At 32.4% G+C, this 16,769-nt stretch carries 15 protein-coding genes; 1 reads left to right on the forward strand and 14 read right to left on the reverse strand.

Annotation, left to right across the window (positions count from 1 at the left end; genetic code table 11):
- Positions 1 to 2 precede the first annotated feature (2 nt).
- From Q0838_RS07740 to rfbB, 14 genes are all read right to left on the reverse strand, one after another.
- Complete coding sequence (locus Q0838_RS07740) at positions 3 to 740, reverse strand: SDR family oxidoreductase (RefSeq protein ID WP_298953108.1); 738 nt, start codon at positions 738 to 740, stop codon at positions 3 to 5.
- Positions 725 to 1,639, reverse strand: coding sequence for a Gfo/Idh/MocA family oxidoreductase (locus Q0838_RS07745; protein ID WP_298953111.1), 915 nt, complete (start codon positions 1,637 to 1,639; stop codon positions 725 to 727). The genes Q0838_RS07740 and Q0838_RS07745 overlap by 16 nt, the downstream gene beginning before the upstream one ends.
- Positions 1,639 to 2,361, reverse strand: a complete 723-nt coding sequence (locus Q0838_RS07750) for an acylneuraminate cytidylyltransferase family protein (protein WP_298953116.1) — start codon at positions 2,359 to 2,361, stop codon at positions 1,639 to 1,641. The genes Q0838_RS07745 and Q0838_RS07750 overlap by 1 nt, the downstream gene beginning before the upstream one ends.
- 50 nt (positions 2,362 to 2,411) lie before the next feature.
- On the reverse strand, positions 2,412 to 3,455 hold the full coding sequence (locus Q0838_RS07755) for a nucleotidyltransferase family protein (protein ID WP_298953119.1): 1,044 nt from the start codon (positions 3,453 to 3,455) through the stop codon (positions 2,412 to 2,414).
- Positions 3,456 to 3,458: 3 nt separating this feature from the next.
- Complete coding sequence (gene neuC, locus Q0838_RS07760) at positions 3,459 to 4,616, reverse strand: UDP-N-acetylglucosamine 2-epimerase (RefSeq protein WP_298953123.1); 1,158 nt, start codon at positions 4,614 to 4,616, stop codon at positions 3,459 to 3,461.
- On the reverse strand, positions 4,617 to 5,624 hold the full coding sequence (gene neuB / locus Q0838_RS07765) for an N-acetylneuraminate synthase (RefSeq protein ID WP_298953125.1): 1,008 nt from the start codon (positions 5,622 to 5,624) through the stop codon (positions 4,617 to 4,619).
- Entirely contained in the window at positions 5,621 to 6,295 is a 675-nt protein-coding gene (locus Q0838_RS07770; protein WP_298953128.1) for an acetyltransferase, read from the reverse strand. The genes neuB and Q0838_RS07770 overlap by 4 nt, the downstream gene beginning before the upstream one ends.
- The gene (locus Q0838_RS07775) at positions 6,240 to 7,388 is read right to left on the reverse strand and encodes a LegC family aminotransferase (protein ID WP_298953131.1); all 1,149 of its coding nucleotides are present in this window, start codon (positions 7,386 to 7,388) and stop codon (positions 6,240 to 6,242) included. The genes Q0838_RS07770 and Q0838_RS07775 overlap by 56 nt, the downstream gene beginning before the upstream one ends.
- A gap of 5 nt (positions 7,389 to 7,393) precedes the next feature.
- On the reverse strand, positions 7,394 to 8,581 hold the full coding sequence (locus Q0838_RS07780; protein ID WP_298953133.1) for a UDP-N-acetylglucosamine 4,6-dehydratase: 1,188 nt from the start codon (positions 8,579 to 8,581) through the stop codon (positions 7,394 to 7,396).
- Positions 8,582 to 8,822: 241 nt separating this feature from the next.
- Positions 8,823 to 10,103, reverse strand: coding sequence for a nucleotide sugar dehydrogenase (locus tag Q0838_RS07785; protein ID WP_298953149.1), 1,281 nt, complete (start codon positions 10,101 to 10,103; stop codon positions 8,823 to 8,825).
- Between the two features lie 42 nt (positions 10,104 to 10,145).
- On the reverse strand, positions 10,146 to 11,114 hold the full coding sequence (locus tag Q0838_RS07790) for an SDR family oxidoreductase (protein WP_298953136.1): 969 nt from the start codon (positions 11,112 to 11,114) through the stop codon (positions 10,146 to 10,148).
- Between the two features lie 140 nt (positions 11,115 to 11,254).
- The gene (locus Q0838_RS07795; RefSeq protein WP_298953139.1) at positions 11,255 to 12,649 is read right to left on the reverse strand and encodes a nucleotide sugar dehydrogenase; all 1,395 of its coding nucleotides are present in this window, start codon (positions 12,647 to 12,649) and stop codon (positions 11,255 to 11,257) included.
- 134 nt (positions 12,650 to 12,783) lie between these two features.
- Positions 12,784 to 13,665, reverse strand: coding sequence for a glucose-1-phosphate thymidylyltransferase RfbA (gene rfbA / locus Q0838_RS07800; RefSeq protein ID WP_298953141.1), 882 nt, complete (start codon positions 13,663 to 13,665; stop codon positions 12,784 to 12,786).
- Between the two features lie 2 nt (positions 13,666 to 13,667).
- Positions 13,668 to 14,711 carry a dTDP-glucose 4,6-dehydratase gene (rfbB, locus tag Q0838_RS07805; protein WP_298953143.1) on the reverse strand — a complete coding sequence of 348 codons (1,044 nt, stop codon included), beginning with the start codon at positions 14,709 to 14,711 and terminating at the stop codon, positions 13,668 to 13,670.
- Positions 14,712 to 14,954: 243 nt separating this feature from the next.
- Here rfbB and Q0838_RS07810 point away from each other — a divergent pair, with 243 nt between their 5' ends.
- Entirely contained in the window at positions 14,955 to 16,253 is a 1,299-nt protein-coding gene (locus tag Q0838_RS07810) for an OmpA family protein (protein ID WP_298953144.1), read from the forward strand.
- The last annotated feature ends 516 nt before the right edge of the window (positions 16,254 to 16,769 follow it).

Below are 16,769 nucleotides of genomic sequence, written 5' to 3' on the forward strand. Positions count from 1 at the left end.
ATCTAAATTGCTGTCCATCCGCCATCGACCATTAAATTATGACCTGTAATAAACGAAGAGTCATCAGAAATTAAAAAACTTATAGGAGGAGCGATTTCAAAAGCATCCCCTAGTCTTCCTAAAGGAGATTTCTCGCTGTATTTTTGAATAAATGAAGGGTGTTGCTGTTTTTTATCTAATATACCACCAGGAGAGACACAATTTATCCTAACATTATGCTTTCCGTAATATGAAGCCAAATATCTACTAAAATTAATAATACCTCCTTTAATTGCAGAATATGCACTAGCTGAAGTCCCGCCATAATCTTTGTACAATTCAAAGTCATTCCCTACAACACCATAGATTGATCCTATATTAACGATAGAACCTTTTTTTTGATTCTTCATAATCTTTAAAACAGATTGATTGATGTAAAAAATCGCATTGAGTTGCATGTCGACATTAATTCTCCATGAATCCATTTTTACATCCTCAAATTTATTACCCCAATCACTAGTGCGAGGATAAGCTAAATTAACTAAGCCATCTATTCGTTTATATTTATCCATGACATAGGATATCAAAACATCTATAGAGTCAGGTTTAGTAACATCATATTCTAACACCTTATCGCAAGCCTCTACATCTACTGCAATTACAATAGCCTTGTTAAATTCTAAATGCTTTATAACTTCTTTCCCAATTAAACCATTAGCTCCTGTAACGATAACAATTTTATCTCTTAATCCTCTATACATAATTTCAATACGTTATAGGCTTCCCAAACCTCGTTAAATTTGATGTTTTTATTTAAAATTTCATTTTTAAAAAACGACATTTGATCTAGGTAAGTATCAACTATGTTTTTATTAGATTTAAAAATTATTACTCCATCGAAGCTTATTGTGTTCTCGATAACATTCACCAAGTAAGTACCATTTTCGCATAATATTTCCAATGTTCGTTTTGGTTTTCTCCTAAAATAATTCAGCGTCACATTAGCACAAAAATCTTTATAAACCAATAAGTAATTTGCGTAATCTACAGCTTCAATATTCAAATGAGATTTACTTCTCAGAGTTTTTGATTTAGATAATGGTTCTCCAAATAACCAATACATATAATCCAATTCATGTATTAAGTCTAAATGAACACCACCACCAAGTTCTACTATACTGCTATACGTTTTTTTATAATCCTGACCTGGTCTCCAATCTGGTAAATATGAACCACAATAACTATTGACTTCGTTAATGACTTTATCTTTAATTAAATTTTTAACTTCCATTATGCATTCTAAAAATCTCAAATTACATGCTACATAATTACTAATATTACTTTGATATATAAGTTCTACTAATTGCTCTTCTTTTACACCTATGTTGTTGAATAAAGGTTTTTCAATAAAAAAAGGTATTTTAAATCTTAAAACATTTTTAATTGTTTCAAAATGACTACTTGTAGGATTCGATATGATACAGAAGTCAATTGATATAGTATCAACCTCTTTCAATTCATAAAGGTTAATAATATCATTTATGATTGGAGCATTCTCACTTGATCTTAGAGCATATATTTTCACTTTTGCATCAATTGCCTGCAACGCGTTAACATGTTTTAAGGCTATAGAACCTAGACCTATTATCAAAACCTTCATTAGTATAATTTAAATCCTAAATTTTCAGTATTCCATAAAAACTCCATGAAATCAAAATCAATCGGATTATCTAGGTCAAAACACAAATGATTCATTTCAAATATTAAAGATTTATCGGTAATTGCTGATTTATAACCATTTTGAAAAAAAACAGACGAATATATATAAAAAGAAGCATTCATATCATACACTTTAGGTGCTGCTTGTCTTGAAAAATGAGAAGCTTTTTTACATAATTCATAATAACCTTCATCATTTTTTTCAACCATATTAAAATAAGGGTTTCTTTCAGCTGAATTAACTGAAAAAATATTATTCGCACTTGATTTTTTTAAAATATCCAATGCTTTTTCTAAATCACCTACTGTTCTTAAAGGAGAAGTTACGTCTAAGTCAATTACAAAATCGTATTCTGTGGCTAATGATTTTTGCGCATATTTTTTGATATCTATTATAGCATCTATTTTTCCAGCTTGATCAGTGGCTAAAATATCTGGTCTATTGTAACTAAGATTAACATCCTCAAAATTTAATTTTTTTACTACATTTTTAATCTCATCAGAGTCTGTAGACAAAAAAATGTCAGCATTGAATTTTTGTGCAAATAATTCTGCAGTTTTTAATGAGTAGTAGATTAAAGGCTTGTTGCCTAATGATTTTATATTCTTACCTGGAATCCCTTTGGAACCGCCACGCGCACAGATAGTAATTAATATTTTCATTGATAGATTTACTTTTTTAGAACTTTATTTATTATAAGATAATAAATAAATTATCTAAAGTGTTTAATAAATTCTTGAGCTTGTTTATAATCAGATGGTTTACCTATATCTATCCAAAAACCCAATATAGGATCAAAAACTAGTTTACCACCATCTGCAACTAATTTTTCCATAACATCAGTAATATCACAATATTCATTTTTAGTCATTTGATCTATTAATGACCTTTTCAATATATAAATACCAGCATTTGATTGATAAATATAAGAAGGCTTTTCTTTGAAATCTGTTACTATATTATCATCTGTTTCAAACACAGCATAAGGTACATCTACTTTATATTCGGTAGAGGCTACTACCATATCTGCTTTTTCTTGAAGTAATAGTAGATACATCTCCTCAAAGTTAACGCTAGTAAACAAGTCACTATTCATAAGCAATACATGATCTGTATTAAATCTATCAACTAGTTTTAACGCTCCAGCTGTACCTAGTGGCTCGTCTTCCCATATGTATTCAATACTAATTCCTTTTGAAGAGCCATCTCCAAAATAGTTTTCTAATTGTTCTCCTAAATATTTAACAGAAATGTAGATCTTCTTAACTCCATAACTGATTAAGCGATCTATATTGTGCTCAATTATAGGTTTACCTCCTAATGGCAGCATAGGTTTAGGTATCGTATCAGTTAGTGGACTTAATCTTTTACCTCTACCTCCAGCCATTATCATACATTCTAATGGTAAAGTAGACTTTATCTTATCTAGATCTATGATTCTAGATAATGTTCCATCCAGGTGTAAGACTGGTAATATTTTAATATTTTGCTCTCTATAAACAGATAAATCTATAAAACCTTTATTCTCTATATGGTGTATAAATTCTTTAAAACACACTTCATCAACTGGTTTGTTAAGATCCTTATCTACGGACAATGATCTTCTTATATCACCATCTGTAATAGAGCCTATTATTTTATTATTCTTATCAGTAACGAAAAGAATTAACCTACTTATTTGCCTTATTTGATTAAGTTTATTAAGCGCTTCTAGAATAGTCGCTTTGGCTTCTATAGTAATTTGGTTAAAATTCATAAATTATAATTTTGGTAGGTCGTAAAATGGTTTCTTCAATGATGTAGTAGTTATATTCTTTAAAACCTTGATTATTTGTTGTGTTGCCGTGCCGTTTCCATATATATGAGTTTGGGATTTTATTGCTTTCGCGAAAGCGTCATCTAAACCAGTCTTTAATGCTTTTTTTATATCTTCAAGTTCATTTGCGCATTGTATCACACTCTCTGAGAGTAAACGTCCTGTCTGACGATCACCTATATTTATAGTAGGTATGTTAAAATACGGCACTTCCAGTATACCACTTGAACTATTCCCCAAGACTAAATCTACATTTTCAAGCATACTAAAATATCTGAGTTGCCCTAGTGATTTAACTCCTAAAGATTTAGAATTGTTTAATAATGTATACTCATCAATCATTTCATTAATGATTTTTCCGTCTTTATCTGAATTTGCGTGTGTAAAGATCAAGAATGTGTCCTCTAATTCATCGAGTGCTTTTAAAATAGCTTCAAACTGTTTTGCAGCACTAGAAGATTCTAAAGTTACTGGATGGTAAGTAATTAATATGTTCTTCTTATCAAACTTAAAATTCAAATCATCTTCAAGTTCTTTATCACTCATTAAAGGTAAACTCTTAATAGAATCTATGCCTATAGCTCCTACATCAAATACCCTATTGGGATGTTCTCCTAGTTGTATAACTCTATCTCTATATTCACTTGCCGCGGTGAAATGAAGGTAGCTCATTTTAGTTATACTATGCCTTATGCTTTCGTCATAAGCTCCAATAGTTGTTTCTCCACCATGAATATGAATAATAGGTAAGTTTGCTACAGTAGCCGCTATGGCAGCACCTAATATTTCTGTTCTATCTCCTAAAATTACTAGAAAATCTGGTGAATCTTCGTTGATAATTTTTGAAAAGCCTTCTATAGCCATAGAAATTGTTCTACTAATGGCTAGACTATCGTCTCCTTCATCTAAGCAAGGAAAGGAGTAATCAATTTTAAATCCTGAGTTGATAATCTCATTAATCGTATTCCCAAATCTATCGGACAAATGCATTGCAGTGACCCAAAGAGATGTTGTGAAAAAATCATCATTTTTCAGCTCTTGAATCAATGGTCTTAACAAACCAAAGTCTGCTCTAGTTCCTGTGGCTACGGCAACTTTCATTTAAATATTTATTAAATCATCGATGCTATAATCCTTATTTGATGTAGCTCCTAATACTTCATCCCACTTCATGGGACTTATTCCTGTTCCTGGTCTTTTAATACCTATATTATCAATGGTTAATACTTCACCACTTTTTATAGGAGCTATAGCTACAATACTTTTTCTAGCTACAGGCCTATTTTTTAATTCAGATGGTGACGGTTCTTTTATACCTGAACCACTGATAGCCGTTTCAATATTCCTAATGGATTCTACCATTTGCTTGAGTTCAAGTGGTTCTAATGAGGCAAGATGATCAGGACCTGGCAAATTTCTATCTAAAGTAAAATGTTTTTCAATTACGGTTGCTCCTAGAGCCGTGGCAGCAACAGGAACTTCAATTCCTAACGTATGATCAGAATATCCTATAGAAACATCTAATTTTCTTTGTATATCTAACATTGCTAGTAAATTAACATCCTTCATAGGAGTTGGATACTCTGTATTACAATGTAAAATAGTTATATTTTCTTTTAAGACACCACAATCAAGCATTACCTTAAAAGCATCAGTAACTTCTTTCATAGAGGCCATTCCTGTACTTAAGATAATTTGTTTGAAATTTTCGGCCATCGTCCTCAAATAAGGCAAATTAGTCAACTCACCTGATGGGACTTTAGCTAGCTCTATTCCTACGCTTTTTAAAAACAGCAAACTATCAATATCAAATCCTGTAGATAAAAATTTTACGTTTCTTTTTTCACAATGCTCAATTAACTCAAAATGCATTTGCTTAGATAACTCTAACTTTTTAAGCATATCGAATTGACTACTATCATCATTAGTATTTTCAACTTGATAGTAAGCTTTTTTAGAATTTTGTGTTACTAACTTGTTAGCTTTAAAGGTTTGAAACTTCACATAATCTACTTTAGCGTCTGCCGCGGCATCAATTAATTGTTTTGCCTTTTCTATGTCACCATTATGGTTCACTCCAGCTTCAGCTATTATAATTATCTTTTTCATAACATTCTTAAAGGGTTTCCAACCCATTTGCTATTATCTGGTACATTTTTAGTTACAACCGCACCTGCACCTATTATCACATTACTACCTATAACTACACCTGGTAATACAACAGCGTTTGCACCTATAAGTGTATTTTCTCCTATTTTAACATTACCTGTCAGTACTGCACTGGGAGCGATATGACTAAACGCACCTACAACACACTCATGCTCTATTATGGCGCCACTATTTATTATACATCCTTTTTTAATTACGACTTTACTATTAATAATTGCCCCAGGAGCAACAAAAGTGTTTGATTCAATTATTGTTTTTTTTGAAACTATTGCATTAGGATCTATTAAAGCAAATTGGCTCAAATTTTCTTTATCAAAAAAATCGACTAATTTTCTTCTAATTTTATTATCACCTACAGTTGGAAAAACAAAATTAGAATGGACAAGAAGGTTTAAATTCTCATTTTGCTCATTTCCTTTATAATCTAAATCATAGATATTCATGGAATCAGAACATTGTTGAAAATCAAAATAACCTAAAACATTCATGTTTAACTTTACCATTGTATCTAGGACAACAAATGAATGTCCCGAATAACCAAAAATATAAACGTTTTTATTCAACAACACTGCTAGGAATATTGACAACTCGTTGTGAAAGCCACATCGCATTGTCTAGATTAGTTTTCTGGAAATCTTTAAACATCAACATTTCTGTCATTAATTCCCATATGGGACGACACATAACTCCAGCATTGTTAAGCTCTGTTAAAAAAGATTGTTGCTGTTCTTTGTTTTCTAAAATTAACGCATTTAGCCAGAAATTACTTTTTTCATCAATACGCTCCTCAAAAAAAATCATATCAATAGAGCTGAAGAACTCTTGATAAGCTGATGCTAATTTTCTTTTTTGACGAAGTATAAATTCTAAATTTTCCATTTGAGCCAAACCTAACGCAGCATTAAGATTAGGCATTCTATAATTATAACCTACCTGATCATGCACGTAATTCCACTTATGAGGTATTTTAGCCTGAGTACTTAGATGCTTTAATTTATCAGCTAAATCTTCATCATCAGTTATTACAGCACCACCACCACCAGTAGTGATCGTTTTATTACCATTAAAACTAAATGTCCCCATAAGTCCAAACGTCCCTAAAGACTTTCCTTTATACGAACTACCTATGGCTTCAGCTGCATCCTCGATAAGAATTATATGGTGTTTATCACATATGCTTTTAATTTCATCTATACGAGCGGCATGACCAAATGTGTGCATGGGTAAACAAGCTCTTATTTTTTTTCCAGTATTTTTATTAAAGCAAATATCATCTTTTAAAATAGTATTTTCATCTAAAAATTTTGATAGGGATAAAGGGGACATTCCCATTGTATCTTTATCTACGTCTACAAAAACAGGTGATGCATGAGCATAAGAAATGGCATTAACCGTTGCAATAAATGTTAATGGTTGTGTAATGACTTCGTCGCCAGCTTCAACACCACTTGCCACCAATGCCAAATGTATAGCGTTAGTACCGTTTACACAAACAATACATCTTTTGGCACCTGTGAAATCAGCTATAGATTGTTCAAAATCATTTACAAATTGTCCTACACTAGATACATATGTAGAATCTATACATTCTAAAACATATTTTTTTTCATTTCCTGAAAAATGGGGTACATGCAATGGTATAAATCCTTCCTGTTGATGAAACAGATCTCTTACTTTCTGAATTACTTTACTATAGTTACCCATTATATTTACATTTTACTATCTAAAAACTTACCCTTTTCTTCATGACTAAAATTAGGTAATGTATATTTAAATAATTCTACAATTTGAGATTTTTCCCACTTTCTGGAATCTTTCAATTCATTTATAACAGATTCAAAGTGTGTTATTTTATCATTATTATCTACATACTCATTTTTTATAACACCTAAATTCTCAAAACGCTCTAGGTCGATATTCTCATTTTCTGTATAAAATTCTTCATAAGACTTTTCTCCTGTTGTATCTGAAACAGTAAAGTAACATGGCCATTTACCTTGTTGAGGCAAAGTATTTATAAGGTCTCTTGCTTCTTGTTCAGATTCACATAAATGAGGTTCATAACCCTTTTGTTTCAGATAGTTTACAGCAATATCCGCAAAAGATATAAGATCAAGACCTTGATCCAGATCTGGAAAGAAAATATCTCTATTTTCGCCTAATAAACAAGATAATAAACACAGCTCTCCAGCTTCTTGTGGCACTACAAAATAACGAGTAACATCTGTAGGCGCTACTATAGGTTGTAATTTTTCTATTCTCTTATTAAAACCATGAAGTAAAGACCCATCAGAAAAAGCAACATTTGCAAATCTCGCAGTTGAAATATCTAAATCCTGACTAGCTTTCATGATAAACATTTCCATAATTCTTTTTGAGGCACCCATCATATTAACAGGATTTGCCGCCTTATCTGTAGAAACACAAAAGTATTTTGAAACTCCTTTTTCTATAGATTGCTGTATTGATTTATAGGTATTAAAGATGTTAACATTAATCATGCGCATTAATGTAAAAGGGTCCTTTTCACTGCGTACGTGCTTTAAGGCACTTAAGTTTAAAACATAATTATAATTACCATCGTCGTTTATAAAAGCATCATATTCTAAACTTCCTATATCTAATGCGAAAGTTTTGAAATCTCCCTCAATATAGCCATAAGAACTTCTTATGTCTCTAACCAGTTCAACAAGATTATTTTCACTTATGTCTACCACATGCAATTTTCTTGGATTTCTCTTAAAAATCTCCTTAACGACCGCTTGTCCTATAGAACCAGCACCTCCAAGAACAAGAAAAGAGCTCGTACTTACTCTCTCCGTTAATATATTTTTATAATGTTCAATATCGTTCTCAAAAAGAAGATGATCGCGCCCTATTAAATTAAGTACATTCATTTTTTAAAGATTTCAAGTTATAGTTCAATTCAACCGTTGTAATGATTTAAAGATTGTTTTCAATCGTAATCATTTCATTAGCTTTGGATATAATCTTTTTTTTTCAGATGTTTATTATATAAACTTATAATCCAGTTTTAAAGGAAAAATTTAGATTGCCTTGTTTACAAAAAGTAAATTCTAGATAAGTTACATTTAATAAATCGATAAATGACAATTCGCTTTCAACAGAAACCGTGGTTTACAACCTTTTGTCTGCCTTATCTCCTAGTACACCTTTAACATCATAAATTGCAACAACATCCTTTGAAAATTTATCTAAAGGAAGTTCTAAAAATTCCTTATGTGCAACCGCAAGAATGACAGAGTCATAGGTCGTATCGTCTAATGATGTTAAATTACGCACCCCATATTCACGCTCTACTTCGTCAGGATTTGCAAGGGGGTCATAAATAGTCACATCTACACCAAATTCTTTAAGGTTAGATATCACATCAATAACCTTTGTATTTCTTACATCTGGACAGTTTTCTTTAAATGTAATTCCTAATACTAATGCTCTAGCATTCTTTACTTTAATATCCTTAGAAAGCATTAATTTAACAACCTCACCAGCAACATAGCTGCCCATACCGTCATTCATTCTTCTACCTGCAAGAATAATTTCTGGGTGATAGCCTACTTCTTGTGCTTTTTGAGCTAAGTAATATGGATCAACTCCAATACAATGACCACCTACTAAACCTGGTGAGAAAGGAAGAAAATTCCATTTTGTACTTGCAGCAGCAAGAACATCATTTGTATTAATTTCTAAACGATTAAATATTTTTGCTAGTTCGTTTACAAAAGCGATATTAATATCTCTTTGAGAGTTTTCTATAACCTTAGCAGCTTCTGCAACCTTAATGGTAGGCGCGAGATGTGTCCCTGCAGTAATAACATCTTTATAAAGCGCATCTACTTGAATCCCTATTTCTGGATTGCTGCCAGAAGTTACTTTTAGAATTTTTTCTACGGTATGCTTCTTATCGCCTGGATTTATACGCTCTGGAGAATAACCTACAAAAAAGTCTACATTAAATTTAAGACCACTTATTTTTTCTAGAACTGGCACACATTCTTCCTCTGTTGCACCAGGGTATACGGTAGATTCATATACTACTATATCTCCTTTTTTTAAGACTCTACCTACTGTCTCACTTGCTTTATAAAGCGGTGTTAATATAGGACGGTTATTCTTATCTACAGGTGTAGGCACGGTCACTATATACACATTAGAATCTGCTATATCATTACTATCTGCAGTGCAATACAAGCCATTCTCATTGTTTTTTTCTTTTTTAAGCACTGCGGCAAGCACTTCATTTTCTACTTCTAGTGTGCTGTCTACACCAGTATTTAACTCTGCAACTCTTGGTTTATTGATATCAAAACCTATTACATTATATTTGGTTGCAAAAAGTCTAGCTAGAGGCAAACCTACATATCCTAAACCTATTATAGTTATTTTTTTTCTCATGATGACTTGGTTGATTGTTTTGCTTTCGCGAAAGCGGTATAATAATTACAGGTTAGACCAATACCATTCTACTGCTTCATCAAGTCCTGCTTTCAAATTAAATTGAGGTTGATAACCTAATAATCTTTTTGCTTTATCAATAGAAGCTAAGGAATGAGGCACATCTCCCGCTCTCAATGGACCGTAAATAGTTTCTACGTCTAAAATAGATTTATCGTGCTTAGATAACGACTGTTTAAGTAAATCTATCAACATATTAAGATCTGTACGATCTCCATAAGCAACGTTAAAAACAGTGTTTACAGCTTCCGGATGATCTGCAAGCATCGCTTTTTCATTTGCCTGAATTACATTATCTATGTACGTAAAGTCTCTGGAATAGGTACCATCTCCATTAATGGTAGGAGATTGTTTATTCATTAACTGCTTAGTAAAAAGTGGAATTACAGCAGCATAAGCACCATTAGGATCTTGTTTGCGACCAAAGACATTAAAATATCTTAATCCTATAGTATTTAAACCGTAGGTTTTATAAAACACATCTGCATAGAGCTCATTCACATATTTTGTGATTGCATAGGGAGATAATGGTTTTCCTATCACATCTTCTACCTTAGGCATACTTTTAGAATCTCCATAAGTAGAAGAACTAGCAGCATATACCATCTTTTTAACACCTGCATCTTTACAAGCTACTAGCATATTTAAAAAACCGCCTACATTCACATCGTTAGAAGTTATAGGATCTTTTATCGATCTAGGAACGCTACCTAAAGCTGCCTGGTGTAGTACATAATCTCTACCTGAAACTGCCTTATGACAGGTATCAATATCACGTATATCTCCTTTTAAAAAAGAAAAATTATCTTTTTCTTGAAGAGGTTCTATATTACTCATATGACCTGTAGCGAGATTATCAAGACCTAACACATCATGCCCTTTCCCAACAAAATAATCACAAAGATTACTACCTATAAATCCCGCAGCACCAGTAATTAGTATTTTTAATTTCATGTAAACCCCTAATTTCTTACCTCTATTTTAAAAGAGATCATAATTATTTTTTTTCAATTTGCAAATATAGTAAGTTTTACAAGAGAAATGCGCCACTACTTTTAAGATAGTGTTAACTAATCAAATTTATTTTAAACATGTTAACCTTTCCCTATCGTATACACATCAAAACCTATTTCTTCCATTTTATCATGATCTAGAAGCATACGTCCATCAAACAAAAATGCTGGCTTAAGCATGTACTCATAAACCTCTTTCCAATTATATTGCACAAACTCGTCCCACTCTGTTAAAATAGCTGTTGCATGAGCATCTTCCACAGCTTTCATAGGATTATTTACAACCTTAAGTAGCTTTCTATTCTCCTCATCGCTTCTAGTCCCTAAATAATTTAGGTCACTGTAAATTTGCTCACTGGTTACCTTAGGATCATAAACAGTAACCTCTGCCTGCTCATTCAGCAAATAATCTGCAACATAGATAGCAGCAGACTCACGAGTGTCATTTGTATCTTTTTTAAACGCCCATCCTAAAAGTGTTATCTTTTTTCCTGAAACTGTATTAAAAAGCGTCTTGACAATTTTCTTTGCAAATCGTCTTTTTTGATGATCATTCATTATAATTACCTGCTCCCAATAGTCTGCAACCTCTTGCAGTCCATATGTCTGAGCAATGTAAACTAAATTTAAAATGTCTTTCTGGAAGCAAGAACCACCAAAACCTACAGAAGATTGCAAGAATTTAGGACCTATACGAGAATCTGTCCCAATGGCACGAGCGACTTCATTAACGTCTGCCTCAGTTACTTCACATAATTCTGATAGCGCATTTATACTACTTACACGTTGAGCTAAAAAAGCATTTGCCGTAAGCTTAGATAGTTCTGAAGACCAAACATTTGTTGTCAATATTCTTTCTTGAGGCACCCAATTTGAATACACATTAACTAATGCCTGTTGTGCCTTCTTGCCTTTTACTGTATTCTCAGACCCAATAAGGACTCTATCTGGATTTAACAAATCACTTACTGCGGTTCCTTCTGCAAGAAACTCTGGGTTAGATAAAATATCAAAATGAACTCCATTACCTGTATTATCGAGAATACTTCTTAATGCTTCAGCTGTTCTAACAGGCAACGTAGATTTCTCAACAATGATTTTATCTGTAGTCGCTACTTCGGCAATTTGTCTCGCACACAACTCGATGTATTTCAAATCTGCAGCCATTCCTTTTCCTACTCCATATGTTTTTGTAGGAGTATTCACAGATATAAATATCATATCGGCATCCAGAATCGCTTGATTCACATCTGTAGTAAAGAATAAATTCTTGCCTCTAGTCTTTTTAACAAGGTCTGATAAACCAGGTTCATAAATAGGTATATTACCTACATTAGGATCATTCCAAGAGTCAATTCTTTTCTGATTAATATCAACTACGTTTACCTTTATATGAGGACACTTTGCGGCTATCATAGTCATAGTAGGACCTCCTACATAGCCGGCCCCAATACAACATATATTATTTACTTTCATAATCATTTTCTTTACTTCACAATTTTCTATCAAAAATCGATTTCTATTATTTTAAGTTTAAAACCGATGTGTAAGCAAAAGTAATTTGTTTTTATTACTCCTATAAAATAGGTGATAGAAATATGGCACTTAACTTATTCTTTGGTACGCAACACCACTTCTTTTATGTAATCATAATAATCTCCTTTTAAATTACTAACCTGCAATTGTAATTCTTCTGGAGATATCCATTTTTGCATTAACGCTATTTCTTCTAGGCAAGAAATTTTGAGCCCTGTTCTTTTTTCTACAGCTTTTACAAATTCTGTCGCCTCAGTCAGTGCCTCGTGAGTACCGGTATCTAGCCAGGCAAAACCACGACTTAATATTTGCATATCGAGACACTCTTCTTTTAAATAATGTTGATTTACCGCAGTTATCTCTAATTCACCTCTTTTAGAAGGTTTAAGTCCCCTAGCTATTTTTATAACAGAATTAGGATAAAAATAAAGCCCTACTACGGCATAATTAGAATTAGGAAATTCTGGTTTTTCCTCGATACTCATTACATTTCCTTGGTCATTAAATGTCGCTACACCATAACGCTCAGGATCTTTTACATAATTACCAAAAACAACCGCCACATGATCCTGCTCTACTTTTTGAACTGCACGTTCTAATAAATCAGAAAAACCTGCTCCATGAAAAATATTATCCCCTAAAACCAGCGCTACAGAATCATCACCTATAAAATCCTTTCCTAATAGAAAAGCTTGTGCAAGTCCGTCAGGACTAGGCTGTACCTTGTATTGAATCTGTATGCCAAACTTACTTCCATCTCCTAATAATCGCTCAAAATTATGAATATCAGATGGTGTAGAAATTAACAAAACCTCTCTAATCCCAGCTTGCATAAGAACAGAAAGCGGATAATACACCATAGGTTTATCATAAATAGGTAACAATTGTTTACTGACCACTAGGGTTAGTGGATGCAATCGTGTACCAGATCCACCTGCTAGAATAATTCCTTTCATACTTATTGATATTGGTTTTTATAATAATCTTGATACACTCCTGTCGTGATATTCTTTAACCACTTATCGTTATTAAGATACCAATTAATAGTACGCTCTAACCCTTCTTCAAAATCCAGTGATGGCACCCATCCCAGCTCTGCACTAATCTTAGTTGCATCGATAGCATACCGTAGATCATGCCCTGGTCTATCTTTCACAAAAGTAATGAGCTTTTCACTTTTTCCTACTTCATTATTCAATGCCTGATCCATCTTCTTACATAGCAACTTTACTAGATCCAGATTTTTCCACTCATTGTGACCACCTATGTTATAGGTTTCCCCTTTTTTACCTTTATGAAAAATAACATCTATGGCTCTCGCATGATCCTCCACAAATAACCAATCTCTCGTGTAATTACCATCTCCATAAACCGGTAAAGGCTTTTCTTCTATTATATTATTAATAAATAAAGGAATTAATTTTTCAGGAAACTGGTAAGAACCATAATTATTAGAACAATTTGAGATAACGATAGGTAATTTATAGGTCTCTCCATAAGCTCGAACAAAATGGTCAGAACTAGCTTTTGATGCAGAATATGGTGAGTTAGGATCATAAGAAGTTTCTTCTGTAAACAATCCTGTTGCTCCTAGAGAACCATATACTTCATCCGTACTAATATGATAAAAAACGCCCTCATCATCTCTTCTGTGCTTCTTGTAAGACTCTAATAAATTAAGTGTTCCTATTATATTAGTTCTCGCAAATGATAACGGATCTTTAATGGAACGATCTACATGAGACTCTGCAGCTAGATGAATGACACTATTAAATCTTAGTTCTTTAAAAAGTTGATCTACCCCAAACTCGTTGGTTATATCTAGTTTTGTAAAATGGTAGTTAGGAGCATCTTGTAAATCCATAAGATTTTCTAGATTCCCTGCATAAGTAAGAGCGTCTAAATTATAAATCTCATATTTAGGATACTTATTCACGAATAATCGCAAAACATGAGACCCTATAAAGCCTGCACCACCAGTTATTAAGATTTTTTTACTCATAAATTAGTAATTAACTTTAAAATCGTTTCGCTTTCGCGAAAGCGGAACTATCAAAAACAACAAATCTACAAACATCTTTTAAGGAACTATAGCAATTAAATAGATATATCAGTTCCAGATTAAAAAAGTAAACATGAAAACAATTTTTATAATTACTTTAAATTTACAAAAATTTAAAACTTTAAATCGTTTCTGTTTTCAATATATTTATATATTTGCAACTGAAAGCAAGTTAAAATACTTATGAAAAAATTAGTTACATTATCATTTATTGCATTAGGGTTTTTAACCACTACTGCTCAGAATACAGAAGAAGTAGAATCTGTATCAAACGGACCAGAACTTAAAAAATGGGCTATAGACTTTGGGGCTGGAATTAACAAACCAGTAAGACCATTATCTAGTGGTGCATTTGTTAATACTCCATCACTGTATCAAGTTGATCTAGGTGTAAGATATATGTTCAATAACAAATTTGGTGTGAATGCTGACTTCGGTTATGACAATATAGAAGGAGACAAAGTAAGTTCAAATTTTGAATCTGACTATTATAGATTTACACTAGAAGGTGTTGTTAATGCTGCAGAGGTATTAGGAGCAAGAGAATGGACACAACGTTTTGGTTTATTACTACATGGTGGTATGGGAGTTTCTTTCCTTAATGGATCTGACCCACGTTTCCAAGATACTGATCACATGCTTAACTTCCAGGCTGGTTTTACTCCACAAATAAAGTTAAATAATAGTTTAGCATTATTCGGAGACCTTTCTGTATTGGGTCATGTAAGACAAGATCTAACTTTTGATGGTGTTGATAGAGGTGTTAAAAGAGGTTTTGACGGTTTTCTTGTTAATGCATCTGTTGGTATAACATTATACTTAGGATCTGGAAATACTCCAGCTGATTTTGCTGTAAGCCCAATCAATGCAAAAGTTGACGATGTAGCAAATAAAATGAACAAGATGTCTGCAGATCACAAGGATGATGATCAAGATGGTGTACCTAACTATTTAGACTTAGATAATGCTACTGAAAGTGGTGTACGCGTAGACAGTAAGGGTCGTGCAATCGATGTAAATAAAAATGGTATTCCAGATGATATGGAAGGTGCATTAGACTCTCGTTTTGCAACTCCTTCTGACTTACAAACTGCAATCGCTGGTAACAATGGTGCTAACGGAAACAGTAAAGACCTTGTAAAGCAATTAATCAACGAAGGTTATGTAAATGTATATTTCAAATTTAACAGTACTAAACCAGCTACTTTCTCTTTAGGAGCTATTAATACTATTGTTCAATATATGAAAGATAACCCAAGTGCTACAGCGAATCTTACAGGTTTTGCTGATGAAATAGGAGGTCCTAATTATAACAAAACTCTTTCTGAGCGTCGTGCTAAGATGGTTAACGATGTATTAACTGCTGCAGGTATAGACGCAAGTCGTTTAAGCCACAATGGTGATGGTGAAGATGCTTCTGTTGATAAAAACAGTGCTGAAGCTAGACAATTAGTAAGAAGAGTAACTTTTAGAGTTAACTAATTTTACTCAAGTCATATTAAAAGTAAAAGAGCCGCAAATAGCGGCTCTTTTTTTATGTTTAAAATTTAAGAATGCAAGTCTACAATTTCTAAATTCTAGAGAATGATTATTCATTTGCTTGATCTACGACAGTTATGAATAAAACAAATAGATATAGGTTGAACATTAATAATCTCATATCTATACTATAAGAAAATCTATCTTAAATAAGTTTTGAAGTACGGGATAAATAACCATATGTATACATGGCATCCATTCATATTCCTATCATTTCATAATATTATAAGTTGCGTTACAACAATTAATGACCAATACAGTTCTGTATTAAAGTGTATTTAGTCTAATACTTTTTGTGATAAATATTTTTTCTAACTAACTCCTATTTAACTCACAACCTATTCTAGTATAGGTAATACCAATATAGTTATATAATGTCATATATTTTTTGTATATTTATGTATGGGAAGAACAGCATATTTAGATATCAAAGAATCAATTACAGAACTCAAAACACTA

The sequence above is a fragment of the uncultured Nonlabens sp. genome (assembly GCF_947495285.1).
Taxonomy (GTDB): Bacteria; Bacteroidota; Bacteroidia; order Flavobacteriales; family Flavobacteriaceae; genus Nonlabens.